The sequence below is a fragment of the Jeotgalicoccus sp. ATCC 8456 genome (assembly GCF_016313225.1).
In the GTDB taxonomy this organism is placed as follows: Bacteria; Bacillota; Bacilli; order Staphylococcales; family Salinicoccaceae; genus Jeotgalicoccus; species Jeotgalicoccus marinus.
The window spans coordinates 807,644-834,077 of record NZ_CP066224.1 but is presented as its reverse complement, the minus strand read 5'-3'; the positions used below and the strand labels follow the sequence as shown (position 1 = coordinate 834,077).

Annotated in this window: 26 protein-coding genes and 1 other annotated feature; of the genes, 22 read left to right on the top strand and 4 right to left on the bottom strand. The window is 37.4% G+C overall.

Features of this window, described 5'->3' with window-relative positions; all coding sequences use genetic code 11:
* Window positions 1–17: 17 nt before the first annotated feature.
* The 18 genes from JEM45_RS04230 to JEM45_RS04145 all read left to right on the top strand — a co-directional run bounded on the left by JEM45_RS04230 (window position 18) and on the right by JEM45_RS04145 (window position 20,273).
* Window positions 18–1,349: a dihydrolipoamide acetyltransferase family protein gene (locus tag JEM45_RS04230; protein ID WP_198687879.1), complete on the top strand. Its 1,332-nt coding sequence runs from the start codon at window positions 18–20 to the stop codon at window positions 1,347–1,349.
* 4 nt (window positions 1,350–1,353) lie between these two features.
* Window positions 1,354–2,760, top strand: a complete 1,407-nt coding sequence (lpdA, locus tag JEM45_RS04225; protein ID WP_166627169.1) for a dihydrolipoyl dehydrogenase — start codon at window positions 1,354–1,356, stop codon at window positions 2,758–2,760.
* Window positions 2,761–2,820: 60 nt separating this feature from the next.
* On the top strand, window positions 2,821–3,099 hold the full coding sequence (locus JEM45_RS04220; RefSeq protein ID WP_026867485.1) for a UPF0223 family protein: 279 nt from the start codon (window positions 2,821–2,823) through the stop codon (window positions 3,097–3,099).
* A 69-nt stretch (window positions 3,100–3,168) separates the two neighbouring features.
* Window positions 3,169–4,257, top strand: a complete 1,089-nt coding sequence (locus JEM45_RS04215; protein ID WP_198687878.1) for an ABC transporter ATP-binding protein — start codon at window positions 3,169–3,171, stop codon at window positions 4,255–4,257.
* Window positions 4,254–5,054: an ABC transporter permease gene (locus JEM45_RS04210; RefSeq protein ID WP_026867487.1), complete on the top strand. Its 801-nt coding sequence runs from the start codon at window positions 4,254–4,256 to the stop codon at window positions 5,052–5,054. The genes JEM45_RS04215 and JEM45_RS04210 overlap by 4 nt, the downstream gene beginning before the upstream one ends.
* Window positions 5,051–5,833: an ABC transporter permease gene (locus JEM45_RS04205; protein WP_026867488.1), complete on the top strand. Its 783-nt coding sequence runs from the start codon at window positions 5,051–5,053 to the stop codon at window positions 5,831–5,833. Before JEM45_RS04210 ends, JEM45_RS04205 begins: the two co-directional genes overlap by 4 nt.
* Window positions 5,833–6,903, top strand: a complete 1,071-nt coding sequence (locus JEM45_RS04200) for an ABC transporter substrate-binding protein (RefSeq protein WP_198687877.1) — start codon at window positions 5,833–5,835, stop codon at window positions 6,901–6,903. Before JEM45_RS04205 ends, JEM45_RS04200 begins: the two co-directional genes overlap by 1 nt.
* 52 nt (window positions 6,904–6,955) lie before the next feature.
* On the top strand, window positions 6,956–7,747 hold the full coding sequence (locus JEM45_RS04195) for a DUF4064 domain-containing protein (RefSeq protein ID WP_166627166.1): 792 nt from the start codon (window positions 6,956–6,958) through the stop codon (window positions 7,745–7,747).
* A gap of 241 nt (window positions 7,748–7,988) precedes the next feature.
* Window positions 7,989–8,978 (top strand): bile acid:sodium symporter family protein, encoded by a 990-nt coding sequence (locus tag JEM45_RS04190; protein WP_166627165.1) that lies wholly within the window; start codon window positions 7,989–7,991, stop codon window positions 8,976–8,978.
* Between the two features lie 15 nt (window positions 8,979–8,993).
* Window positions 8,994–10,706 (top strand): dihydroxy-acid dehydratase, encoded by a 1,713-nt coding sequence (gene ilvD / locus JEM45_RS04185; RefSeq protein WP_166627164.1) that lies wholly within the window; start codon window positions 8,994–8,996, stop codon window positions 10,704–10,706.
* Between the two features lie 271 nt (window positions 10,707–10,977).
* Window positions 10,978–11,221: a binding site (T-box leader), on the top strand.
* A gap of 71 nt (window positions 11,222–11,292) precedes the next feature.
* Complete coding sequence (gene ilvB, locus JEM45_RS04180; protein ID WP_198687876.1) at window positions 11,293–13,014, top strand: biosynthetic-type acetolactate synthase large subunit; 1,722 nt, start codon at window positions 11,293–11,295, stop codon at window positions 13,012–13,014.
* A complete protein-coding gene (gene ilvN / locus JEM45_RS04175) occupies window positions 13,011–13,526 on the top strand; it encodes an acetolactate synthase small subunit (RefSeq protein WP_198687875.1) in 516 nt (171 codons plus the stop codon). The genes ilvB and ilvN overlap by 4 nt, the downstream gene beginning before the upstream one ends.
* A 36-nt stretch (window positions 13,527–13,562) precedes the next feature.
* The gene (ilvC, locus tag JEM45_RS04170; protein ID WP_166627161.1) at window positions 13,563–14,561 is read left to right on the top strand and encodes a ketol-acid reductoisomerase; all 999 of its coding nucleotides are present in this window, start codon (window positions 13,563–13,565) and stop codon (window positions 14,559–14,561) included.
* 35 nt (window positions 14,562–14,596) lie between these two features.
* Window positions 14,597–16,153: a 2-isopropylmalate synthase gene (locus JEM45_RS04165; protein WP_026867496.1), complete on the top strand. Its 1,557-nt coding sequence runs from the start codon at window positions 14,597–14,599 to the stop codon at window positions 16,151–16,153.
* Window positions 16,154–16,167: 14 nt separating this feature from the next.
* Window positions 16,168–17,229 (top strand): 3-isopropylmalate dehydrogenase, encoded by a 1,062-nt coding sequence (leuB, locus tag JEM45_RS04160; protein WP_198687874.1) that lies wholly within the window; start codon window positions 16,168–16,170, stop codon window positions 17,227–17,229.
* Between the two features lie 19 nt (window positions 17,230–17,248).
* Window positions 17,249–18,661: a 3-isopropylmalate dehydratase large subunit gene (leuC, locus tag JEM45_RS04155; RefSeq protein WP_198687873.1), complete on the top strand. Its 1,413-nt coding sequence runs from the start codon at window positions 17,249–17,251 to the stop codon at window positions 18,659–18,661.
* 14 nt (window positions 18,662–18,675) lie between these two features.
* On the top strand, window positions 18,676–19,272 hold the full coding sequence (gene leuD / locus JEM45_RS04150) for a 3-isopropylmalate dehydratase small subunit (protein ID WP_166627158.1): 597 nt from the start codon (window positions 18,676–18,678) through the stop codon (window positions 19,270–19,272).
* Window positions 19,273–19,295: 23 nt separating this feature from the next.
* Window positions 19,296–20,273, top strand: a complete 978-nt coding sequence (locus JEM45_RS04145) for a threonine ammonia-lyase (RefSeq protein WP_051220568.1) — start codon at window positions 19,296–19,298, stop codon at window positions 20,271–20,273.
* Window positions 20,274–20,360: 87 nt separating this feature from the next.
* Here JEM45_RS04145 and JEM45_RS04140 read toward each other — a convergent pair whose 3' ends face one another.
* Window positions 20,361–20,975, bottom strand: a complete 615-nt coding sequence (locus JEM45_RS04140; protein WP_198687872.1) for a YktB family protein — start codon at window positions 20,973–20,975, stop codon at window positions 20,361–20,363.
* 80 nt (window positions 20,976–21,055) lie between these two features.
* On the opposite strand from JEM45_RS04140, the gene JEM45_RS04135 reads away from it, so the two are divergent.
* Window positions 21,056–21,868, top strand: a complete 813-nt coding sequence (locus JEM45_RS04135) for an inositol monophosphatase family protein (RefSeq protein ID WP_198687871.1) — start codon at window positions 21,056–21,058, stop codon at window positions 21,866–21,868.
* Window positions 21,869–22,178: 310 nt separating this feature from the next.
* Here JEM45_RS04135 and JEM45_RS04130 read toward each other — a convergent pair whose 3' ends face one another.
* Together JEM45_RS04130 and JEM45_RS04125 are read right to left on the bottom strand one after the other, a co-directional pair.
* Entirely contained in the window at window positions 22,179–22,739 is a 561-nt protein-coding gene (locus JEM45_RS04130) for a hypothetical protein (protein ID WP_026867502.1), read from the bottom strand.
* Between the two features lie 162 nt (window positions 22,740–22,901).
* Entirely contained in the window at window positions 22,902–23,093 is a 192-nt protein-coding gene (locus JEM45_RS04125) for a DUF5325 family protein (protein WP_198687870.1), read from the bottom strand.
* A gap of 139 nt (window positions 23,094–23,232) precedes the next feature.
* Between JEM45_RS04125 and typA the strand changes: the two genes are divergently transcribed.
* Complete coding sequence (gene typA, locus JEM45_RS04120; RefSeq protein WP_198687869.1) at window positions 23,233–25,059, top strand: translational GTPase TypA; 1,827 nt, start codon at window positions 23,233–23,235, stop codon at window positions 25,057–25,059.
* Between the two features lie 23 nt (window positions 25,060–25,082).
* Window positions 25,083–25,457: a YlaH-like family protein gene (locus JEM45_RS04115; protein ID WP_235678920.1), complete on the top strand. Its 375-nt coding sequence runs from the start codon at window positions 25,083–25,085 to the stop codon at window positions 25,455–25,457.
* A gap of 33 nt (window positions 25,458–25,490) precedes the next feature.
* On the opposite strand, the gene JEM45_RS04110 is transcribed toward JEM45_RS04115, so the two are convergent.
* The gene (locus JEM45_RS04110; RefSeq protein WP_051220569.1) at window positions 25,491–25,973 is read right to left on the bottom strand and encodes a hypothetical protein; all 483 of its coding nucleotides are present in this window, start codon (window positions 25,971–25,973) and stop codon (window positions 25,491–25,493) included.
* A 172-nt stretch (window positions 25,974–26,145) separates the two neighbouring features.
* On the opposite strand from JEM45_RS04110, the gene JEM45_RS04105 reads away from it, so the two are divergent.
* On the top strand, window positions 26,146–26,418 hold the full coding sequence (locus tag JEM45_RS04105; RefSeq protein WP_370545415.1) for an Fpa/YlaN family protein: 273 nt from the start codon (window positions 26,146–26,148) through the stop codon (window positions 26,416–26,418).
* Window positions 26,419–26,434 lie beyond the last annotated feature (16 nt).

Below are 26,434 nucleotides of genomic sequence, written 5' to 3'. Positions count from 1 at the left end.
AAACAGGAGGAATTACTATGGCATATGAATTTAAATTGCCGGATATCGGTGAAGGTATTCACGAAGGCGAAATTGCTAAGTGGTTAGTAGCTGAAGGCGATTCAATTAGTGAAGATGATGTATTAGCTGAAATACAAAATGATAAAGCTGTGGTTGAAATCCCATCTCCTGTAGATGGCACAATTTCAAAAATCCATGTTGCTGAAGGTGAAGTAACGACTGTTGGTACAACTATTGTAACCATTGATGACGGTTCAGAAGACAGTGGAGATTCATCTGATGAAAGCGAATCTTCTAAAGAAGCACCTAAAGAAGAAATTAAAGAAAGTACTGAAGTCACTGACGATGCAAACAAACCTGCTGATGAAGATAAGGTGTCGGAAGAATCACCAAATAAAGCAGCAACTCAGACAGAATCAAAAGCTAGATCAGACAAAGATGATACCATTGTTATTGCTATGCCTGCTGTAAGAAAATTTGCACGTGAACAAGGTGTGAATATCAAGGAAGTTTCAGGCAGTGGTAAAAATGGCCGTATCTTAAAAGAAGACATTGAGAACTTTGGTAGTGAAGAAAGTAATGCTGTTGACCAAACTTCTGAAGCTAAAGAAGAGAGCAAGGTTTCTGCTCCAGTTCAAAATACTGGTGATCTAGAGTCTAGAGAGAAAATGTCAGGAATGAGAAAAACGATTGCTAAAGCAATGGTGAATTCTAAGCAAACTTCTCCACACGTGACGCACATTGATGAAGTTGTTGTGGATGAATTATGGGCACACCGTAAGAAATTCAAAGAGATTGCAGCTGAACAAAATGTTAAATTAACGTTCTTACCTTATGTGGTGAAAGCACTAGTTTCGGCTCTTAAAAAATATCCTGTACTTAATACTTCTATTGACAATGAAACATTTGAAGTCATTCAGAAATATTACTATAATGTAGGTATTGCAGCAGATACTGAAAGAGGATTAGTTGTGCCAGTTGTTAAAGATGCAGATAAGTTATCTATGTTTGAGATTTCAGATGAAATCAACGACTTAGCAACAAAAGCACGTGACGGTAAACTGACGTCTGAAGAAATGAAAGGCGGTTCAGTTACTATTTCCAATCTTGGTTCTGCGGGTGGTAAATGGTTCACACCTGTCATCAACCAGCCTGAAGTTGCGATTTTAGGTATCGGACGTATTGAAGAGCAAGCAATTGTTAAAGATGGTGAAGTTGTACCAGCGCGTGTACTTGCCTTATCGTTAAGTTACGACCATAGACAAATTGACGGGGCAACTGCTCAAAATGCATTGAATCACATTAAGCGCCTGCTTAATAATCCGGATTTATTACTTATGGAGGGATAGTAAAATGGTAGTTGGAGATTTTCCTATTGAAACAGACACAATTGTAATCGGTGGCGGACCAGGTGGGTATGTCGCTGCAATTAGAGCAGCACAGCTTGGCCAAAACGTAACATTAGTAGAAAAAAATAAAGTAGGTGGTGTTTGTTTAAACGTTGGATGTATTCCATCTAAAGCAATGATTTCATCAGCACACCGTTACCACGAAACACAACATTCAGAAGATATGGGTGTCATTACAGAAGGTGTAAAATTAGATTTCTCTAAAGTGCAATCATTCAAGGAAAGCGTAGTTAACAAACTTGTTGGTGGCGTTGAAATGTTACTTAAAGGTAACAAGGTAAACGTTGTTAATGGTGAAGCTTACTTTGTAGACAGCAATAAACTTAAAGTAATGGATGAAAAACAATCTCAAACTTACGAATTTAAAAATGCTATCATCGCAACAGGATCACGTCCAATTGAAATCCCTGGATTCAAATTTGGTGGAAGAGTATTAGATTCTACAGGTGCATTAGCACTTGAAGAAGCACCTGAGAAACTTATCGTTATCGGTGGCGGTTACATCGGTACTGAGTTAGGTTCGGCTTATGCGAACTTCGGTACAGAGGTAACAATCCTTGAAGGTACTGCAGATATTCTTGGTGGCTTTGAAAAACAAATGACACAGTTAGTTAAGAAAAATCTTAAATCTAAAAATGCGACTATCGTTACAAAAGCCATGGCTAAATCAGCAGAAGAAACTGACAATGGCGTTAAAGTAACATATGAGGCAAAAGATGAAACTCATGAAGTTGAAGCCGACTACGTATTAGTTACAGTCGGACGTCGTCCGAATACAGATGAAATTGGTCTTGAAGAACTTGGAATTAAGATGACGGATCGTGGAATCATTGAAGTAGATGAACAATCACGTACAAATATTCCAAACATCTATGCAATTGGTGATATCGTTGATGGATTACCACTTGCACACAAAGCAAGCTATGAAGGTAAGGTTGCTGCAGAAGCAATTGCAGGAGAAAAATCAGCAGTGGACTATATTGCGATGCCAGCAGTATGCTTCACAGAACCTGAATTAGCAACTGTTGGACTTAACGAATCACAAGCTAAAGAAAAAGGTTTCGAAGTTACTACAGGTAAATTCCCGTTCCAAGCAAACGGTCGTGCTTTAGGACTTAACAAAACTGACGGTTTCGTTAAAGTTGTTGCCCGTAAAGAAGACGGTTTAGTACTTGGTGCACAAGTTGCAGGAAACGGTGCTTCAGACATCATTTCTGAACTTGGTTTAGCAGTTGAAACAGGCATGACACTTGAAGATATTGCACTGACAATTCATGCTCACCCAACACTAGGTGAAGTACCTATGGAAGCAGCTGAAGTTGCACTAGGACGTCCAGTTCACTCTATGTAATATATAAACATTAAAGATCAGGGTATTTACTCTGATCTTTATTTTTTTAGGAGAGGTTAGATGGAAAATAAAGAATACACATATCCCTTAGACTATGATTGGTCGACTGAAGAAATTCTTCACGTTATGTCTTTCTACCAGGCTGTTGAGATTGCTTATACAGAAGGTGTTCTCGCTGGTAAATTTCAAGAAGCATATGATGATTTCAAAGAAATTGTACCGTCGAAAGCTGAAGAAAAGACACTATTTAAAGATTTTGAAAAAGCGAGTGGCATGGTGCCATTTAAAATTATTAAACAGCTAAAAGATAGTGAGCCCAAAGACATTTTAAAACCATAAAAATTTGATTGTCATATCAATACCTTCTCGCATATAATGAATTGTACTAATTTTAACGAGGAGGTATATATGACAACAATTAAACTAGAAAACGTCGCTTATACATATGGAGATACACAAGTTCTGAAACATATAAACTATACATTTGAAGATAATAAATTTTATACAATTCTCGGGCCTTCTGGTTGTGGTAAAACGACAATATTAAAACTAATTGGGGGTTTTATCGAACCGAATAGTGGTGAAGTGCGCTTTGATGATAAGGTGGTGAACAAGATTCCAGCTAATCATAGAAAGGTGAATACTGTCTTTCAAGACTATGCCCTTTTTCCGCATCTAAATGTCTTAGAGAACATTGTTTTTGGTCTTAAAATTAAAAAGACTTCAAAAAAAGAAATGGATAAAAAACTCGATGAAGTCTTGAGATTAACAAATCTAGAAGAATTTAAAAATAGAAATATCGGTGATTTATCTGGCGGTCAGAGACAGCGAGTTGCAATCGCGCGTGCTGTGATTAATGAGCCAGATATTTTACTGCTCGACGAACCACTGAGTGCTCTGGATTACAACTTGAGGGTCGATATGCAGTATGAGTTAAAAGAAATGCAAAAACGTCTAGGTATAATCTTTATTTTTGTAACACATGATCAAGAAGAAGCGCTTGGACTGAGTGATGAAATTATTGTCATGGACCGAGGTAATATCGTCCAAACAGGTTCACCTAAAGATATATATGATGAACCACTCAATCGTTATGTTGCAGATTTTATTGGGGAATCCAATATAGTAAGAGGTACGATGATTAGAGATAGAGTGGTCAGTATTTATGGGCGCTCATATGACTGCATTGATGGTGGGATTAAACCTAATACAAGTGTAGATGTCATGATTAGACCTGAGGATATTTACTTTGGAGAACACAATAAAGGTAAACTTAATGTCACGGTAGACTCAGTACTTTTTAAAGGTGTCCACTATGAGATCTGTTGCCTTGACGAAGATGGTTATGAGTGGGTGATGCACTCCACGAAGAATGCTTCATTAGGGAGTAAGATTTCTTTAAATTTTGCTAAGGAAGATATCCATATTATGATTCCAGGTGAAGATGAAGAGAACTTTATAGAGAGACTGGAATCTTTTCAAGGTGAGGACGAATGAAAAAGTTATTGCTGATTCCATATGCGCTATGGATGCTAATTTTTGTTGTCTTTCCCTTGTTGCTCATGGCTGCATATAGTTTTATAGATTTATCCGGCAATATCACTTTGAACAACTATGCATCCTTTTTTTCAAGTAATTATATACAGATGACCTTATCGTCATTTTGGTATGCATTTTTAATCACGTTATTCACCCTGATCGTAAGTTATCCACTTGCACTAGCTTTAAATGCAACGAAACGTAAGACAATATGGCTGCTGATCATTATCTTACCTACCTGGATAAACCTACTACTAAAGACCTATGCATTCATCGGGATTTTTGGGAAAAACGGTATCTTAAATGACATTTTTGCTGTATTTAATATCGATGAAATACAGTTACTATTTAGCGACACAGCATTTATTATTGTCAGTGTTTATATTTTCTTACCCTTTATGCTTCTACCATTATTCAATGCAATAAGTGGTATCGATAATAATTTATTAAATGCCGCTAAAGACCTCGGTGCAACACGTGTACAAGTATTTAGTAAAATTATCCTACCGTTAACAGCTGATGGCATAAAAGCAGGCATACAAGTTGTGTTTATACCTTCTTTGAGTCTGTTTATGATTACAAGGCTAATTACAGGTAACAAGGTAATTACTTTAGGAACTGCAATTGAACAACAATTCTTAACAAATGAGAATTGGGGAATGGGTTCCACAATCGGTATATTTCTAGTGATATTTATGCTCTTAATCATGGTGATAACGAGTGGAAAGTCTGATAATCGGGTGATGAAACTATGAAAAAGATTGCGAATATTTTCTTGCTTGTCTCGATATTATTATTGTACTTTCCGATATTCTACCTGATGTTTTACTCATTTAATAGTGCAGGTAATATGAGTCACTTTGACGGCTTTACGCTTAATTATTATAAATCAGTACTCACAGATTCGAGGATGCTTGTCATCATACTAAATACGATTGCTGTTGCCTTAATCTCTAGTAGTATAGCGACTTTAATCGGACTATGTGGTGCTTTGTACCTGTACAATATAAAAGAAAAAAGTAGGAAAATGCTACTTGCTGTTAATAATGTCATGATTGTATCGCCTGACGTTATTATTGGTGCGTCATTGTTAATTCTTTTTACATTAGCTGGGATGAGTTTAGGTTCAGTGAGTGTAATTTTAGCGCATATTGCATTTTCAGTACCGATAACAGTTATATTAATTCTCCCGAAATTATATAGCATGAATCCATCTTTAGTTGATGCAGCAAAAGACCTTGGTGCAGATACAAAGACGACGATTATAAAGGTTATCATTCCATATATTAAACCCGGTATTATTGCAGGATTTTTTATGGCACTGACTTATTCCTTAGATGATTTTGCAGTTACATTTTTTGTAACGGGTAGTGGATTTTCACTCTTATCAGTTGAGGTATACTCAATGGCACGTAGAGGTATTACGCTTGAAATTAATGCAATCTCTACTATTGTATTTGTCGTTGTTTTCACATGTGTCTTTATCTATTATTTAATCAGTAAAAGACAAGAAAAGTTGAGAGGTAGGGTCTAATGAAAACATTTATAACGCTAATAATCTTACCGCTTGCAATAGGGCTATTACTTTTAGTGTCAACGAACTTTACAGATGATGCCGATAGTTCATCAAATAATACTATTCATGTTTACAACTGGGGTGAGTACATCGACCCTGAACTATTAGATAAATTTTATCAAGAGACAGGTATAAAGGTAATCTATGAAACATTTGATTCCAACGAAGCGATGATGGTGAAGGTCAATCAAGGTGGTACAAATTACGATGTGGTATTTCCAAGTGAATACGCAGTAGAGAAAATGATTAAAGATGATATGTTGATGCCGATAGATTACGAACAGCTAAATAACGATGACAATATTGACCCAGATATTATTGAACGATTAGCGCCCGGTCTAAGTGATTATACTGTTCCTTATTTTTATGGCACTGTAGGTATTCTATATAACGAAGAAGCTGTGTCTGATTTAGATTTAACCACTTGGAACACATTATGGGATGATGATTTAGAAAATGACATACTCATGATAGATGGGGCTCGTGAAGCGATTGGTATGTCTTTAAATAGTATGGGGCAGTCTTTAAATGAAACTGACCGAGATGTTCTTAACTCGGCACAGCAAAAACTTTTTGAATTAGCACCAAACATTCGAGGTGTTGTTGGTGATGAAATTTCATCTATGATGGCTGAAGATGAAGCAAGTTTAGCAGTTGTATGGAGTGGTATGGCTAAAGATACCATGGCCGAAAATGAGAATTTAAATTATATAGTACCCGACGAGGGTTCTAATCTGTGGTTTGATGGTATGGCAATTCCTAAAAATGCTAATAATCCTGAAGGTGCACATCGTTTTATCGATTTTCTTTTAGAAGAAGAAATTGCGGCAACTAATACAGAGTGGGTGGGCTACTCCACGCCTAATGAAGCTGCTTTAGCAATGATGGATGATGACACACAAAATGATGAGCGCTTTTATCCGGATGAAGCAGCCCTAGACTCATTAGAGATGTACAGAGATTTAGGCTCTGAAATGATTAGTTATTATAATGAACTTTTTTTAGAATTTAAAATGAAGCTTGATTAACTTTAGTCTTTAGTGGGTATGAACAATACAAAGACATTTTAGGAGGATTACTATGGCAAAGGAGTATGTACAAACTGTAAAACCAGCTAGCCGTATCGCTGAAAGAATTTTTGGATGGCTAGGATGGCTTATCTTACTTGCTATTGCAGCAGGACTACTGTTTTTTTCTTTAGTTTATATGAACGATCAGGCAACAATTGATCAATTTACATCACAGATGGAAACTGAGTTAGCGAATTATGATTTACAAGGGACTGATCCACAAGCATTAATTGATGCTACTGTTGATACCCTAGGTAATTTCTGGGCGATTGCTTTATATCTAGCCTTACCTTTAATAGTCGCTATTCTTGGTCTAGTGAATATGAAACGTAGAATTCTAGCTGGTATTCTCTTACTTATTGCAGCAATATTAGCAGCACCATTATTTGTTACATTAATTTCATCACTATTCTTTGTAATTGCAGCTATTCTATTGTTCGCTAGAAAAGATACTGTAATCAAACATGAAGCTACTCCAGAGAGAGAAAGTGCGCTAGATAATAACTACCGAGATCGTCAAGCTGTCAGACATGAAGATGAAGATGTTAAACGCTATGAAAATGAATCGGATAACTCAGGCTATGTCGATGAGACAACCTCAAATGATGATATTGAAAGTACTCGTAAATTCGATCGTATAGATGAGTCAGATTATCAACAAAATGACACAAGAGAACATCCAACGATAGATAAAGAGTATGATTATAATAATGAAAGTAAGTTAGATGATTTTGATGATATCGATAGGGAAGACCCGTCACAAACAAGACGAAATAATGTAGATCGAAGAAATAGAGAATAGAATTTTACAGAAAACCAATCCTAGTATGTGCTGGGATTGGTTATTTTTATGTGTAAATTTATACTTAAAGGCAAGAGGATTGTAAACGATAACAATGCTATAAAATCAAATGATTTAAAAATAAAAGTGTAAATATAGTTATCAGAATTTAATAAATAATCAATTATTATCATTCTAAAACTCATAATTTTCTGATATGATACCTTTTATAACTGAATCATATCGCCATGGAGGTCATCATTTGAATACATTAATTCGTTTTAGCACATTTATAGGAAATACTTTTGCAGTATGGGTCATCATATTTGCAATCTTAGCTTTTGTCGTACCTGGTGGTTTTCAATGGATTTCACCGTACATAAATATCCTGCTTGGTATCATTATGTTTGGTATGGGTTTAACCTTAAAATTTAAAGATTTCAAGCAAGTCATCACAGCACCTAAAGAGGTCATTACTTTGGTTGTTGCACAATATACAATCATGCCACTCATTGCAGTTGGACTTGTCTATTTATTCCAATTACCTGCTGAAATTGCGATTGGGGTTATATTGGTTGGTTGTTCACCAGGTGGAACATCATCAAATGTTATGACATATCTTGCCAAAGGAAATATGGCTTTATCGGTAACTGCAACAACTGTTTCTACGTTGTTAGCGCCGATTATAACACCGTCATTGACTCTCTTACTCGCGAGTGCATGGTTACCAGTGTCATTTTCCTCAATGTTTGTTTCTATAATACAAATTGTCTTACTACCCATTGCCCTAGGTATATTAGTGCAGTATCTACTTGGTAATAAAGTAGAAAAAGCAATAGGTATACTCCCACTGATTTCTGTTATCGGTATTATTGGAGTGTTATCAGCAGTGGTGTCTAACAACGTAGAAAACATTATCAGCTCAGGCTTGTTAATTTTTGGCGTTGTTATCTTGCATAACTTATTAGGTTATTTAGTTGGCTTTCTACTAGGTAGAGTTTTACGTTTTGACTTAAGTGACACTAAAACTGTATCTATAGAAGTTGGCATGCAAAACTCAGGATTAGCAGCGACACTTGCAACAACACACTTTTCTCCAATTTCAGCTGTACCGGGTGCACTATTTAGCGTATGGCACAATATATCAGGTTCACTCGTAGCAAACTGGATGAGTAAGATGAAGCAGAATCCACAAGATAGTAAACAGGAGAATAATATGTCAGAAGAAAACTTAAATAATATTAAGAATTAATAAGGTGGGGCTAATATGACAGATAAGAAAGATATCAGAATCAGATCACATGTTTATTCAGAAAGTAATGTAAAAGCACCCAACAGAGCGATGTTAAGAGCAGTTGGTTTTACTGATGAAAGTTTTGAAAAACCACAAATTGGTGTCGTTAGTAATTGGGCAGAAACGACACCGTGTAACATTCACTTGAATGATCTTGCGAAATTTGCCAAGGAGGGTGTTGCAGAAGCCGGCGGTGTGCCAATTCAATTTAATACGATTACAGTCGCAGATGGTATTGCAATGGGGACACCTGGTATGCGTTTCTCCCTACCGTCCCGTGACATTATTGCTGATTCAATTGAAACAATGGTTCAGGGTCAGAACTTTGATTCTTTTGTTGCAATTGGAGGGTGCGATAAAAATATGCCAGGTTGTGCAATTGCAATTGCGAATACTAATATCCCAGCAGTCTTTGTCTATGGTGGTACAATTGCACCTGGACGTCATAAGGGTAAAGATATAGACTTAGTATCTGTGTTTGAAGGTATCGGTAAATGGAATAACGGTGACGTCACAGATGATCAGTTAAAACGTGTAGAATGTTCTGCTTGTCCTGGACCAGGAGCTTGTGGTGGGATGTACACTGCAAACACAATGGCAGCTGCAATTGAAGCTATGGGGTTAAGTTTACCAGGGTCTGCTTCAAATCCTGCGGTAACTAAAGAAAAGGAACAAGATGTATATGAAGCTGGTAAGGCGGTAATGAATTTACTTGAAAAAGGTATCTACCCGAGAGATATCTTAACGCGTGAGGCTTTTGAAAATGCGATTACTGTCGTTTTAGCACTTGGTGGTTCTACAAACGCTATTCTTCACTTACTTGCGATTGCACATGCTGCTGAAGTAGATTTAACAATTGAAGATTTCAACACTTTCCAAGAGAAAGTTCCCCATCTTGCTGACTTAAAACCATCTGGCAAATATGTATTCCAAGACTTATTTAAAGTCGGTGGTGTTCATGGAGTAATGAAATATCTTTATGATAGAGGATATATCCACGGTGATTGCTTAACAGTAACTGGAAAGACTGTCGCTGAAAACCTGAGTGAAGTAGAAGATCTAACACCTGGTCAAGATGTGATTATGCCTTTAGAGAATCCTAAGCGTAAAGACGGGCCACTTATCGTACTAAAAGGTAACCTAGCAACTGAAGGTGCTGTTGCCAAAGTATCCGGGGTAAAAGTACGACGTCACGTGGGCCCTGCAAAAGTTTACGATACAGAACAAGAGGCGATTGAAGCTGTTATGGCCAATGAAGTCGTTAAAGGTGACGTTGTAATCGTCCGCTACGTTGGTCCTAAAGGTGGTCCAGGTATGCCAGAAATGCTTTCATTATCTAGCTTAATTGTTGGTAAGGGACTCGGCGAAGATGTTGCGCTCTTAACGGACGGACGCTTTAGTGGAGGAACCCACGGCTTAGTCGTCGGACATATTGCACCAGAAGCACAAGATGGAGGGAATGTTGCTTTAATTAAAACAGGTGACATCATAACAATCGATCAAGATAAAAAAGAACTGTCCTTCGATGTATCTGATGAAGAACTGAGTCAACGTCGTGCAGCTTTAATTTTACCACCATTGTTCTCTAAGGGTGTGCTAGGTAAATATGCACATATCGTATCGTCGTCATCTAAAGGGGCAATTACTGACTTCTTTAATAGAGATGATCTAGCAGGTAAAAACTAATTTTATAAAACTTAAAAAATATCACTGCTACTAGACGTTTGTTGTCTAGTAGCAGTTTTTTATAGTCCAGCAGAGCATTATAATTTGGTGTAAACATACACAAAAACTTTTAAAATTTTAAAATATTGATATAACAATGTTGTAAACGATTTCATTTTCAGAAATGTTAGATAATTTAAAATTATCTGGATTTAGCAGTTGCTTTTACTAATTTAACGGGTTATTATACATTCATTAAGAAATTTAAATAGTCTAATAATTCAAAATTAAAAACAAAGCGTTGAAGGGAACGTCGAAGCTGAAGTGTACTTCACAGAGATCGGATGGTTGGTGGAAATCCGAAATACCGCAGTTTTGATTCTCATCCCTGAGTGCCCGGCTGAAAAGCAGTAGGCTGGGACGGGTTAAAACTCGTTATTTATTTTAACTAGTCATTTTGGCTAGTTTCAAAGGCATATATCTTAAGGTATATGTAAAGTTGGGTGGTACCGTGGAAATCTCTTTTCTCCCCAAGATTGTCGTTATGACACTCTTAGGAGAAAAGAGATTTTTTATTTTAAGTTTATGCTATAAGGAGGAAAACAATATGAAAGTTGAAGTTGAACGTGCCGAAGAAGTGATGACGAATATAAAAACAGGGGCAGACCTACTTGTCGAAGCACTCGCTGAACAGAATGTTGATACAGTGTTTGGTTACCCTAGTGGTGCAGTCTTACCAATCTACGATGCTTTATATCGCCAGGAGCGTTCATTTAAACACATTCTTTGTAGACATGAACAAGGCTTAATACATGCAGCGGAAGGTTATGCAAGAGTAAGTGGTGAGCCTGGTGTTGTTATCGCAACGAGTGGACCAGGTGCTACTAACCTTATAACAGGTATTACGGATGCCATGATGGATTCATTACCGATTGTCGTTTTCACTGGTCAAGTATCAACGAAAGTAATCGGTACAGATGCCTTTCAAGAAGCGGATATCATCGGCTTAACGACACCCATCACTAAACATAATTATCAAGTAACTGATGTAAAAGACTTAAAACGGACAGTAAAAGAAGCCTTTCATATCGCATCTACTGGTAGACCAGGTCCAGTAGTTGTAGATATACCGAAAAATATTTCAGAAGCAGCTGTAGAAAGTGATTATCCAAGTGACATCCGTTTACCAGGTTATCAACCGACAACAAAGCCAAACCCTTTACAGATTAACCGTTTGATGGATGCCTTAGAAAAGGCTGAAAGGCCAGTAGTCTTAACAGGTGCAGGTGTTCAATTTGCTAAAGCCTCAGATCAATTGAAAGAATTCGTTAAGCAGTACAACTTACCAGTAGTATCGACTTTACTCGGTCTTGGAGTGTTTGAAGCAGATGATGACCACTTTCTTGGAATGGCAGGAATGCATGGAACATACACTGCTAATATGGCAATCCATGAATCAGATTTACTCATCAACATCGGAGCCCGATTCGATGATAGGTTAACTGGTAAGATTTCAGACTTTGCCCCTCATGCCAAGGTCGCACATATTGATATAGATCCTGCTGAAATTGGTAAAAACATTGAAACACAAATACCAGTTGTTGCAGATGCTAAGGAAGCTTTGGAGATGATGAACAAAGAATCCTTTGAAATGAAAAACACAGATGCTTGGATGCAGTTAATCGCTAGAAATAAGAGTGAGTATCCACTCTGGTACGACGAAGATAGAGATTTACTATCACCGCAAAAATTTATCGAAGATATTTATAAGGCGACGAATGGTCAAGCAATCGTGACAACAGATGTTGGACAGCATCAAATGTGGAGCGCACAGTTTTATCAGTTTAATCAACCAAACCATTTTGTTACTTCGGGTGGCCTTGGCACGATGGGCTTCGGATTACCCGCAGCAATTGGCGCTCAGCTCGCGCGTCCAGATAAGAAAGTAGTTGCAATCGTTGGTGACGGTGGTTTCCAGATGACGATGCAAGAATTAGCAACCTTAAAACAATACAATCTACCAGTTAAGGTTGTCATCGTTAATAATGAAGCGTTAGGAATGGTTAGACAGTGGCAAGAAGCGTTCTATGATGAGCGATATTCTGAGTCATTGATGCAGACTAATCCTGATTTTGTAAAACTTGGTGAGAGCTTCTCAATAAAGTCTTATCGCTTTACTAAGAGTGATGAAGTATCAAATGAATTATATAAGGCTCTAAGCTCTGATGAACCTGTATTAATCGATGCAAGAGTAGAAAAACTGGATCTTGTTTGCCCGATGGTACCTGCAGGTAAAGGGAATCATGAAATGATAGGAGTGAAAAAATGAGAAGAGTGATCACTTTAACCGTTCAAAACTCCAGTGGGGTTTTAAACAGAATTACAGGCATGTTATCAAAAAGAGGATTTAACATCGAAAGTATCACTGTAGGTGCATCAGAAAGTGAAGGTATATCTAAAATGACAATTGTCGTCGATATGCTAAATGATAAATGTGCAGAGCAATTAACAAAACAATTGCACAAGCAAATTGATGTACTGAAAGTTGATGACATAACTGAATCGAAAATAGTTGCGAGAGAACTTGCCTTAATCAAGGTGGGTACAAATAATACTTCAAGGGCAGAGATTCAAAGCATTATTGAGCCTTTTAGGGCCAGGGTACTTGATGTCTCGAAAAACTCATTAATCATTGAAGTCACCGGGAAGCCTGATAAGGTGGATGCTTTAATTGAACTCTTAACACCATATGGATTAAAAGATTTATCACGTACAGGTGTCACAGCCTTCAGACGTGGGCAGCAAAAGCATATTCAGGATTTAAAAACACTTAGTGTTTAATCAAATAAATTATATATATAAAAGGGAGTTATTATTATGACTAAAGTTTACTATGACAAAGATATCAACAATGAAGTATTACAAGGAAAAACAGTAGCGATTGTGGGCTATGGATCACAAGGACATGCTCACGCTCAAAACCTTAGAGACAGTGGTCATAATGTAATTATCGGACTTCGTCAAGGTAACTCATTTGAAAGAGCTAAGGAAGATGGTTTCGACGTAAAAGCTGTTAGCGAAGCAGTTAAAGAAGCAGATATCACAATGGTACTTTTACCAGATGAGGGTCAACCAAAAGTATATGAAGATGAAATTAAAGATAACTTAAAAGAAAATAGTGCCTTGGCATTTGCTCATGGATTCAATATTCATTTTAACCAAATCGTACCTCCAGACAATATCGATGTATTCTTAGTTGCACCGAAAGGACCAGGTCACTTAGTCCGCCGTACATTCCAAGAAGAAGCGGGTGTGCCAGCTTTATACGGTGTATTCCAGGATGTGACAGGTCAGGCGAGTGAAGTTGCTAAGGCTTATGCAAGTGGTATCGGTGCCGCTAGAGCCGGTGTATTAGAAACTTCTTTCCAAGAGGAAACTGAGACAGATCTATTCGGAGAACAAGCTGTATTATGTGGAGGATTAACATCATTAGTAAAAGCGGGTTTTGAAACTCTAACCGAAGCGGGCTATCAGCCTGAAGTTGCTTACTTTGAATGTCTTCATGAATTAAAGCTAATTGTTGACCTTATGTATGAAGGTGGTCTTGAAAATATGCGTTATTCAATTTCTGATACAGCGCAGTGGGGTGACTTCGTAAGTGGACCTAGAGTAATCAATGAAGAAACGAAAGAACGTATGGGTGAAGTGCTTAAAGAAATTCAAAATGGACAATTTGCTAAAGGTTGGATCTTAGAAAACCAAGCAGGCAGACCACAATATAACGCAATCAACAATAGTGAATACAAGCACCCAATTACAGAAGTAGGGCAAAACCTAAGAGAACTTATGCCATTTGTCCAAAATCCAATTAGATAAAAAACACTGAAGAGAGGAAGTTCGTTATGACTGATATTACTGACATTAAAATTTTTGATACTACACTTAGAGACGGAGAACAATCTCCTGGAGTGAACTTAAATAAAGAAGAAAAACTGGAGATTGCAAAACAATTAGAACGACTCGGAGTTGATGTCATAGAAGCGGGTTTTCCTGCCTCTTCAGTAGGTGATTTTCAAGCAGTGAAACTCATAGCCGACACAGTAAAAAATTCTACTGTAACCGCACTTGCAAGAGCAAAGAAAAGTGACATCGACCGAGCTTATGAGGCATTGAAGAATGCTGAGAGATCAAAGCTTCATGTATTCTTGGCTACAAGCCCCATTCACAGGGAATTCAAACTCAAAAAAACACAACAAGAAGTGCTTGAGACCTCTGTAGAGATGGTAAAATATGCGAAGACATTATTTGATGAAGTGGAGTGGTCTGCAGAAGATGCTTCAAGAACAGAACTCCCGTTCCTCGCTGAAATTATAGAAGCTGTAATTGATGCGGGTGCGACAATCATTAACTTACCAGATACAGTTGGGTATTCGACTCCAAAAGAATACGGCGAAATGTTTAAATACGTGAGTGAAAATGTACCGAACATAGAAAAGGCTATTTTATCTACGCATTGTCATAACGATTTAGGTATGGCAGTTGCAAATTCTATTGCAGGCATCGAAAACGGTGCACGTCAGATTGAAGTTTCAATTAATGGTATTGGTGAAAGAGCAGGCAATGCAGCATTAGAGGAAATTGCAGTCGCACTTCATATTCGATCGGATGCATACAATTTTAAGACGAATCTTGTATTAAATGAGATTAAACGTTCCAGCGATATTGTTGCTAAATTAACTGGTATGTCAGTTCAGCCAAATAAAGCAATCATCGGTCGAAATGCTTATGCACATGAGGCTGGAATACACCAAGATGGTATGTTGAAGAATTCTGAAACATATGAAATTATTTCACCAGCTCTAGTGGGTGTGTCAGCAGAATCTGCAAACACGCTCTTCCTAGGTAAACATTCTGGACGCCATGCTTTTAAAGATAAAGTGAAGTCGTTCAAAATTGAATTGACTGAAGATGAACTTACTGAAGCTTTTAATAACTTCAAGGTTCTAACGGACCATAAAAAAGAAGTAACAGATGATGATATCTATGCAATTATAATGGAGATTAAAACTGATGCAGCAAATCTTGAACGCTACACGTTAAATAATTTTCAAGTTAACTATGAACAGGATGGACAGACGAGAGCGAGTATAGTCGTTACGACACCTAAAAATGAAGAAACGACACATGAAGTTACAGGAAAAGGTAGCGTTGAAGTGCTTTATGAAGCAATACAAGGCATTTTAAGTGAACAGACTAACCTCCTAGATTATCAATTGTCTTCAGTAGGTGGAGGCAAAGATGCACTCGCCGAGGCAAGAGTTCAGATTAATGTTAATGGTAACCGATTCTCTGGTCGAGGGACTGCTCAAGATGTGTTAGAAGCATCAGCAAATGCTTACTTTAATGCAGTAAATCGCTATTTAATGAGTGAAAAAGCAAATAATCAAATTGAGACGGTTCAATCGTAGAAGGAGCGTATAAAGTGAAAAAACATATAGCACTACTTCCTGGCGATGGTATTGGACCAGAAATAATGGCAGCTGCGAAAAAGGTCATAACTGCAATATCAGAGAGAGAACAAATTCAATTAACAACGTCAGAACATGACATAGGAGGCAGCGCCATAGATAATCATGGCGCGCCACTACCAGAATCAACAATTAATGCTTGTGAACAAAGTGACGCAATCCTACTCGGTGCGGTTGGTGGACCTAAATGGGCCGACAGTACTTTAAGGCCGGAACAAGGTCTTTTACAAATCAGAAAACATTTTAATCTCTATGCAAATCTCAGACCCGTTGCAATTTTTGATGCACTATTACATGCCTCACCACTAAAAGAAAGCATTGTGACTAATAGTGATTTGATGATAGTTAGAGAACTGACAGGTGGACTGTACTTTGGTCAACCTAGTGAACGTCGCGATGGTGGAAATAGTGTCGTGGATTCTCTAACGTACACCAGACAAGAGATGGTTAGAATTATAGATACCGCCTTTAAAACTGCTTTGGCAAGATCAAAAAAACTAACATCCGTGGATAAGGCGAATGTTTTAGAATCGAGTAGAATGTGGAGAGAAATTGTTGAAGAAGTCAGTCAGAACTATCCTGAAGTGGATGTTCATCATGAACTTGTTGATGCAGCAGCAATGAAATTAATCACTAATCCAACATCCTTTGATGTGATTGTTACAGAAAATTTATTTGGTGATATTTTAAGTGATGAAGCCTCTGTCATTACAGGTTCTCTAGGGGTTTTACCATCGGCGAGTTTAAATGAAAATGACTATGGTCTTTACGAACCGATTCATGGTTCAGCGCCGGATATTGCAGGTACAAATAAGGCAAATCCGATCGGCATGATTCTTTCTGTTGCTATGATGCTTAAATATTCTTTTGGCTTACATGAGCAGGCTAAAAATATAGAAGACGCAGTAGATAGAGTGCTGAACGATGGTTATGTAACGACAGATTTGAAAATTGAAGATGCGACAGTTTTATCCACTACGGAAATGACAGAAAAAATAATTAGCTACCTAAAATAAAGTAAAGGAGAAGGTTAACATGGCAAAACAGAAAACAATCATCGAAAAAATCTGGGAAAGACATATCGTTCATGAAGAAGAAGGAAAGCCGGATTTATTATATATTGATCAACATCTCATCCATGAAGTGACTTCACCTCAAGCTTTTGAAGGGTTAAGGCTAAATAATAGGAAAGTACGACGTCCGGACCTTACTTTTGCAACTATGGATCACAACGTGCCTACAAAAGATAGAGAGAATCCCCAAGATGAAATCGCTCAAAAGCAAATGGATGCTTTAAAGAAAAACTGTGCTGATTTTGGTATTAAATTGGCGGACATGTATCACCCAGATCAAGGGATTGTTCATGTCATTGGGCCACAACTCGGTTTAACACAACCAGGGAAAACGATCGTTTGTGGAGACTCTCATACGTCAACACATGGTGCCTTTGGTGCCTTAGCCTTTGGTATTGGTACAAGTGAAGTAGAGCACGTATTTGCTACCCAAACATTAAATCAATCAAAACCAAAAACGATGAATGTTAAAGTGGTTGGCGATCTTGGGGTAGGCGTAACTGCTAAGGATTTAATTCTAGCAATCATCTCTAAATTTGGTGTCGATTTTGGTAATGGTCATGTTGTTGAGTATACTGGCCAAGCGGTTCGTAACCTCACAATGGAAGGTCGTATGACTGTATGTAATATGTCCATTGAAGGTGGGGCAAGAGCGGGTCTGATTTCACCAGATCAGACGACAATTGACTTTTTAAGAGGGCGTCGCTACGTACCGAGAGATGAAGCCGAGTACAACGAGCTTGCCAAAGACTGGTTAAGTCTAGCGACTGATGAAGGCGCAGAGTATGATACCACACTTGAAATAGATGCCAGTCAAATCGAACCCCAAGTCTCATGGGGAACAAACCCAAGCATGGTTGTACCGATTAGTGCAACCACACCGTCAATTAGTGAGTCAAAAGATCGAGATGGTACTAAGCGTGCACTGGAGTATATGGGACTTGAAGAAAACACACCGATTACTGACATAGAAATCGACCACGTCTTCATCGGTTCTTGTACTAACTCTAGAGTGCTTGACCTACAACGTGCATCAGACATCATCAAAGGAAACAAAGTTAAAGAAGGTGTCAAAGCGATTGTGGTACCAGGATCCTTCCTTGTTAAACAAGAAGCAGAGGCACTTGGTATTGATAAGGTATTTATTGAAGCGGGATTTGAATGGAGAAATGCAGGATGTAGTGCTTGCCTTGGTATGAATGATGACCAAGTCCCAGCTGGTGGTCGTTGTGCTTCTAGTTCAAATCGTAACTTTGAAGGCCGTCAGGGTAATGGTGCAAGAACACATCTTGTCAGCCCTGAAATGGCAGCAGCAGCAGCGATTAACGGACGCTTTGTAGATGTCAGACGATATCAACATAAAGTAATGGCGTAAGGAGGAGGAGAATAATGGAGGCAATTTCATATCATAGTGGGAAAGTGTATCCTCTAAATCGTTCGAATGTCGATACCGATCAAATTATTCCAAAGCAGTTTTTAAAACGTATTGAACGTACAGGTTTTGGAGAATTTGTATTTCATAATTGGCGATTCCACGATGACGGTACTAAAAGAACTGATTTCAATATGGATGACCCAGAGTTTGACGGTGCTTCTGTACTAATTGCAGGAGATAATTTTGGATGTGGTTCTTCAAGAGAACATGCACCTTGGGCATTGTTGGACTATGGCTATAAAGTCATTATTGCACCGAGTTTTGCCGATATCTTTTATTCAAACGCTTTTAAAAACGGCATGATATTAATAAAGCTAGGGGAAGAAAAAGTAAACGAATGGCAAGGTAAAGCTTTAGATGGAACATTTACTTTAGATGTAGATTTAGAAAATCAAACAATTAAAACTTCAGATAGTGAAGTAATTGAATTCGACATACCAGCCTATCATAAAGAAAAATTAATTAATGGTTGGGATGATATTTCACTTACTTTACTAAATGAAGATAAAATAAATCAATATGAGGAGCGTGGTTCTTTGGGAATTCGTTAAATGGTGACTTAGTCAGAGATGCTATGGAATACTTGCGAGGAAGTGTGCACAAAACACCTGTTATTACATCACAAACGACAAATAGAATGACAGGTAAAAACGTATATATGAAGTTAGAGAATCATCAAAAAACGGGAGCGTTTAAGTTCCGCGGCGCATCTTATAAGATATCTAAACTAAACTTAGCTGAAATTGAAGCTGGTGTAGTAACTGCCTCAGCAGGAAACCATGCCCAAGGTGTTGCATTAGCGGCTAAAAAAGTCGGTGCCAAAGCGACAATCTTTATGCCAGAAGGCACGCCAAGTGCTAAAGTAGTGGCGACAAAAGGTTACGGTGCAGATGTTAATCTAGTTGGTCAAAGTTTCCAAGAGGCCTACACAGCTTCTTTAGAGCATAAAAAATTAACGGGTGCGACCTATATACACCCTTTCGATGATTATGACATTATGGCGGGGCAAGGCACAATTGGTTTTGAATTCTTAGAAGATATACCAGAACTCGATACTATCGTTGTTCCGATTGGTGGTGGTGGTTTAATCAGTGGGATTGCTGTAGCGGCAAAAGCGATTAAGCCATCTATTAAAATCATTGGTGTACAAGCAGCAAATGCACCTTCAATGTTTAAGTCTTATTACACAAAAGATGATCATGTCATGCTTTCCTCAGCTTCAACTATTGCAGAAGGAATTGCAGTTAAAGCCCCAGGAATGCTTACCCAACAAGTTGTAAGAGACTATGTTGATGAAATATACTGCGTTTCTGAAAGTCAGATTGCGAATGCGATGATTTATCTCTTAGAGCGTACGAAATCATTGGTTGAAGGTGCAGGTGCATCTGCACTCGCAGCGCTCTTAGCATATGGAGACAAGATTGACTCAACACACACTGGTGTAATCGTGAGTGGTGGAAATTTAGACCTAGCTAAAATGGCTGAAATTCAAACCTTAGCAGCTTCATGTGATCACACATCAGTAGAAAAAGAACGAATCTCATTGACCTAAATTATGAATCTATTAAAAAGGGACAATCTCGATATCGAGATTGTCCCTTTTTAAGCTTTAATATGTCTAAAATGAAAACTATAAAGATTAATCTACATTATAAAAAGGTAGTAAATGCTTCATTACCTTTTCAAGGTCTTTAATGAAGGCCTCATCAGTTTCAAATGCTTTGTCACCGGGTTTATATACTTTACCGACTAAGAATTCGCCTTTTTTAACGTCTCTTAGACGAATGAGTCCTGCTTCTAATTCTTCTTCGCTAAGCTTATTTAGTGGCGTTTTTTCTGGCTTCATATGATCGAGTGATATCTGGTATGTTCTAGGAAGTTTGTCGAATTTATCTATATTTTTCAACCAATTTTTAGCCAGCCTTTCCTTATCTTTAGATTCATATATAATACCGTACATACAAAATGCATGATCTTGATAAAGTCCGATTTGAAAATGTGGCATCATTTTATATCCTCTTGGATTGGTACTAAATGCAACCCAAGTGTCATCTGGTGGGTTTGTCGTTCTCCGTGCATGTTTTGCGACGTGAGCGATTGTTTCATCACCAGTTAATTCAGTTAAATAATTTTCAAAATACTCACCTAAATTTTCTAATTTAGGTCGTGTCTGTTCGATTAGTTCTCCCATTCGATTATCGAGGCCATCGATTTTAAATACATCAAAGTCAGCTTGTGTAAATGCGTATTTCATCTATATGTGTTCTCCTTTCAAAAGGTCTCTCTTATGATAAAATAAAGATGCACGGCAATCAAATAATTGAGGTGTCTTTCATGGATATATATGACTTTGGTAAAGGCTTAATTGTAGAAGCTGGTAGTTTTATCGAAAAACGTATGTTGGAAAGCTTTCATATAGATAGTAAATCGAATCCAAATGACCTAGTAACCGATGTTGATAAAGAAACTGAGAACTTTATATATAATCAAATTTTAGAAAATTTCCCAGAACACAGAATAGTAGGTGAAGAGGGACATGGTGAAGATATTAACGATGATGAAGGGGTTATTTGGATTGTCGATCCGATCGACGGCACTTTAAATTTCGTTCATCAAGCTGAGCATTTTGCCATTTCAATTGGTGTATTCATTGATGGTAAACCTTATTGTGGATTGATCTATGATTGCATGAAACACGACTTATATCATGCTAAATTCGGTGAAGGTGCTTATTTAAATGATGAACCATTACACCGAGCAAAAAATGAACCATTAAACAGTTCTTTGATAGCAGTAAATCCTAAACGAATCTTAGGAGAGGCAACAAGAGACTCATTTTTCAATATTATGGCGGAGTCAAGAAGTGTACGATCATACGGTTCTGCAGCTCTAGAATTTGCGATGTTAGCCAAAGGACAAATCTCAGCGCTCTTGTTCTTTAAATTGTACCCTTGGGATTATGCAGGCGGCATTATTCTTACTAATGAACTAGGCTATATCTCAAGTGATATTTACGGCGCATCATTACCGCTATTTAATTCAACAAGTGTAATCAGTGGTAACCCTAAAATTTACGAGGAAATTTTACAGTATTTCAAAGACGATAAGGCCCTCCATGAGTATCACGATAACTTTCATAACTTATAGTGATAGTGTTGTCCATATTTTGATTCCTTATAAAACAAGGACGTAATGTATTTTAAGAGCGTGTATTTACTGAGTGGTAATCCGATATGAGTCTTTACCTCCTTTTTTGAAAAAGAGAGTGAGATGTTTGTTGTGGAAAGCGTAGTGAAATAGTCAACGATGAGTGCTTTAAGGTTATGAATTGTATGGCAAGCTGAACAGATTACTAGTTTGCTACTGAGCGTCGAGAGATTAAAGTTGTGGCAATCTGTACATTTTAAACCATGTTTGAATTCTCTATAGCGTGCAGCCGGTAGATTAAGGGGAGTCTTTACTTTGTTAAATCCGGCTGCAAGTGCTTTTTTCTAATGACTGCACTATGTTCTATGGCTCTTAAATAGAAGGGTAAGTTTTTTAAGGAAAGGAAGTTCTCACTAGGGCGTCTGTTTAACTTAAATGTTTCATTTAATACGACATGTTTAACGATGATAGGACGCTGATAATTGCCTTCATCAATTAAGGTTTCCTTAAATTTCTCATAGATTGATATAGATCTGTTAAGATCATAGACTGGCTCGTGGGCTTGATTAACTAATATATTGAATGGATTAATATAATGTTCACCAGAGAAATCATGGAGTATAAATAAGTAATAGCAGTATTCTGTTGCGAGTAGCACATTTATAAGTTCATGTTGTGAACCAATGTAGATTTCAGAGTGCCAGTGAACCTCAATATTTGTTAAATCAATCTTTCTTAAATACAAATCGAAGTGTTCTTCAAGAAGTTCCATTTTTTGCAAGGCTTCGTACTCTTCAGTTTCGTCGTTGTTAAAGGGCAGTCTGTTATAAAGAAATTCGTAAACCTTCAATTTTTCATTTTTGGGTTTCATAGATAGTCTCCTTATTGATGATAAGGCCATTATTAATTTTTTAGAAATTGTCGTCAAAAGACAATAATTTAAAAAATGCAAAAAAATATAACAGTTTTAGCAGAATTTCGGTATAAATTCTTAAAACTGTTATGTTTTGAACACAATTTTATAAAATTAGTATTAAAACCAACCATTTTCACGATATTTCTTTTTTAATGTAAAGCCGACGCCAAAAATACCGATGAAAATCAGCGCTGACAAGATTGCCATTATAACCATTTCTTCAGCTATAAAAACAGAAAATGCAACCATAGTTGCCACTGCTAAACAGGCAAGTATAAAAAATATAGATTTAGATTTCTTTTTCTCCATTTGAAACGTAGCCCCTAAATTTTTGTCTTATTTAAAATTATATCATAAAAAAATTGCATGAGAATATATTCAGATATGTAAATTATATGATATAATGTTACGGTTATAAAGTAACTCTATATACGAAGGGAAAATCCTCTTGATGAACCTGAGAGAAAATGTAAGAAATATTGCAATTATCGCACACGTAGACCACGGAAAAACGACTCTAGTAGATCAGCTATTAAAACAATCAGGAATCTTCCGTGAAAATGAACATGTAGAAGAACGCGCTATGGACTCAAATGATATTGAGCGTGAGCGTGGAATCACAATACTTGCTAAGAATACAGCAATTGACTATAACGGTACACGTATCAACATCTTAGATACCCCAGGACACGCCGATTTCGGTGGTGAAGTTGAACGTATTATGAAGATGGTTGATGGTGTCATTTTAGTTGTAGATGCTTATGAAGGTACAATGCCTCAGACGCGTTTCGTACTTAAAAAAGCTTTAGAACAAAACTTAAAACCAGTTGTTGTAGTAAATAAAATTGATAAACCGAGTGCACGTCCGAATGAAGTCGTTGACGATGTGTTAGAACTATTTATCGAGCTTGATGCAAATGACGACCAGTTGGAGTTCCCAGTTGTATATGCATCAGCTATGAACGGGACTGCAAGTCTTGAATCTGATAAGCAAGATGAAAACATGCAATCTATCTATGACACAATTATCGATTATGTACCAGCGCCTATAGACAATAGTGATGAACCCTTACAATTCCAAGTTGCGCTACTGGACTATAACGAATATGTTGGACGTATTGGTGTAGGTAGAGTTTTCAGGGGAACAATTGAGGTCGGCCAAACCGTATCACTACTTAAAATCGATGGTTCTATTAAGAACTTCCGTGTCACTAAGATCTTTGGCTTCTTAGGTTTAAACCGTGTAGAGGTTAACAGTGCCAAAGCTGGTGATTTAATTGCAATCAGTGGAATGGAAGACATCAACGTTGGTGAAACAATTACACCTGTAGATGCCCAAGAAGCATTGCCGGTCTTAAGAATTGATGAACCGACCTTGCAAATGACTTTCTCTGTAAATAACTCACCATTTGCAGGTAGAGAAGGTAAACATGTTACAGCTAGAAAAATTGAAGAACGTCTTGAACTTGAATTAGAAACTGACGTTTCACTACGCGTTGATCCAACTGATCGTCCAGATTCATGGAGAGTTTCGGGACGTGGTGAACTACACTTATCCATTTTAGTTGAGAATCTTCGCCGTGAAGGCTATGAATTACAAGTGTCTAAACCTGAAGTCATTCACCGTGAAATAGATGGGGTAACATGTGAACCGTTTGAACGTGTACAAATAGATGTGCCAGATTCAAATACAGGTAGCATTATTGAGTCCATGGGTGAAAGAAAAGGTGAAATGTTAGACATGGCGTCAACTGGTAACGGCCAGACACGCTTAGTATTTATGATTCCTGCTCGTGGTTTAATTGGTTACAGAACTGAATTTATGTCTATGACAAGTGGATATGGTATAATGAACCATACATTTGAGGATTACTGTCCAGCAGTTAAAGGACGCATCGGTGGTAGAAGAAATGGTGTACTTGTATCAATAGATAAAGGTGCAGCAAGTACTTATGCAATCTTAGCTTTAGAAGGTCGAGGTACAAACTTTACTGAACCTGGAACTGAAGTTTATGAAGGTATGATCGTAGGGGAAAACTCTCGTGAAAATGATCTTGCAGTAAACATTACTAAAGTTAAAGCAGCGAATAACATTCGTTCAGCGACTAAAGAACAAACTTCAACAATGAAGAAACCAAGAACTTTAACGCTTGAGGAAGCACTAGAATATATTAACGACGATGAGCTTGTTGAAGTTACACCAGAATCAATCCGTATGCGTAAAAAAATTCTTGAAAAAAATGCACGTGAAAAAGCGAATAAGAAGGGTAATTAATTATCTGAAGTGGAGTGAGGCAGTTGTTAAACCAACTCATTCTCCTAAACGCATCGGATGTTAGTAACGTCCAAGAGAGATTAACGTTTTTCGGGAGATTATATGGTCTGGATTCAAATCCTGATACTGGAATGTGGTACTTGTTAATCACAATATTTGTACTTTGTGCGATTGTTTATCACTTAGGCTTCGCACGTAAAGTAAAATGGTGGCAAACCATTGTGATCTATATTTTGATGTTTATTGGTGTCATCTTTTTAACATTCTTCGGTGCCTTTTACCCGGTAGCGGAATGTCTGATTGTGATTGCAATCATTCTAGCGGGTTATCGTTACAGACTGCATAAGGAAAGAAAAGCAGGTAAAATTGCATCGCCAAAAAACCCGCCAGGGCAATAAAAGAAGCTCGGACATTTGTCCGAGCTTCTTTTATTATTCGAATTCGATGCCTGTAACATGTGATAGTTTTGCCTGTTGGTTACCATTAGTTACAACTAGTAGGTCAAACATACTGTCGTCATAAAGTCGTTTCCCCTCGTTTGAAAAATGAGCATAGAAGCTATGACGATCCTTGTAGTCTAACTGAGTCGTGCCGTCTTTATGTATGAAGTTGATTTTTGCATCTTCTCCATTGTGCGGTTCAGTGTATTCAAGGAAAGGCTGAAGACAAATGACGAAAGAACTATCCAATAATTCTCTTTTTTTATATTTTTTCTCTGATTTTAAAGTTGGGGGTTTCGTTTCACCTTCAATAATTTGTCGGTTCCATTCTGTCTGATCCTGAAAGGTGATTTCTTCACTATCCGCATCATTTTTAAGTAGTTCTTCTAACTTAATCTTTCTATCATCAAAAATCCACGTTGATGGATCTAGTGTAATTTGAAACTTAATATTTCCCTTTAATTGAATAATCATAATTAATCGCTCCCTCTATTAAAAAAGTATAGCAAAGATTGTAGAAAAATTATAGAATGAATAGTATACATCATGATACTCGCTTACATATCTGCTTGATTTTTTTAAGGTCTTGAGATAAACTTTTATGAAGAGTAATTGAGGGGGGAACCGCGTGTCTGAAGTAAAACAAATGAGCAAAAATGCTTATGACCAGTTAGATAAGGACGCCGACAGAATTCTTCAGCTGATTGAAGTTCAGATGGAAAACTTAACGATGCCGCAGTGTCCTGTGTTTGAAGAAGTTCTTGACACTCAGATGTTTGGCCTATCGAAAGAAATAAACTTTGCTGTTAGATTAGGCTTAGTTGACGCACAAGACGGACGTGCTATTTTAGATCACCTAGAAGTAGAAGTATCTAAGGTACACGAAGCATATATGGAAAGAGAAAAAAACCAAGTCTAAAGAAAATTTCTTTAGA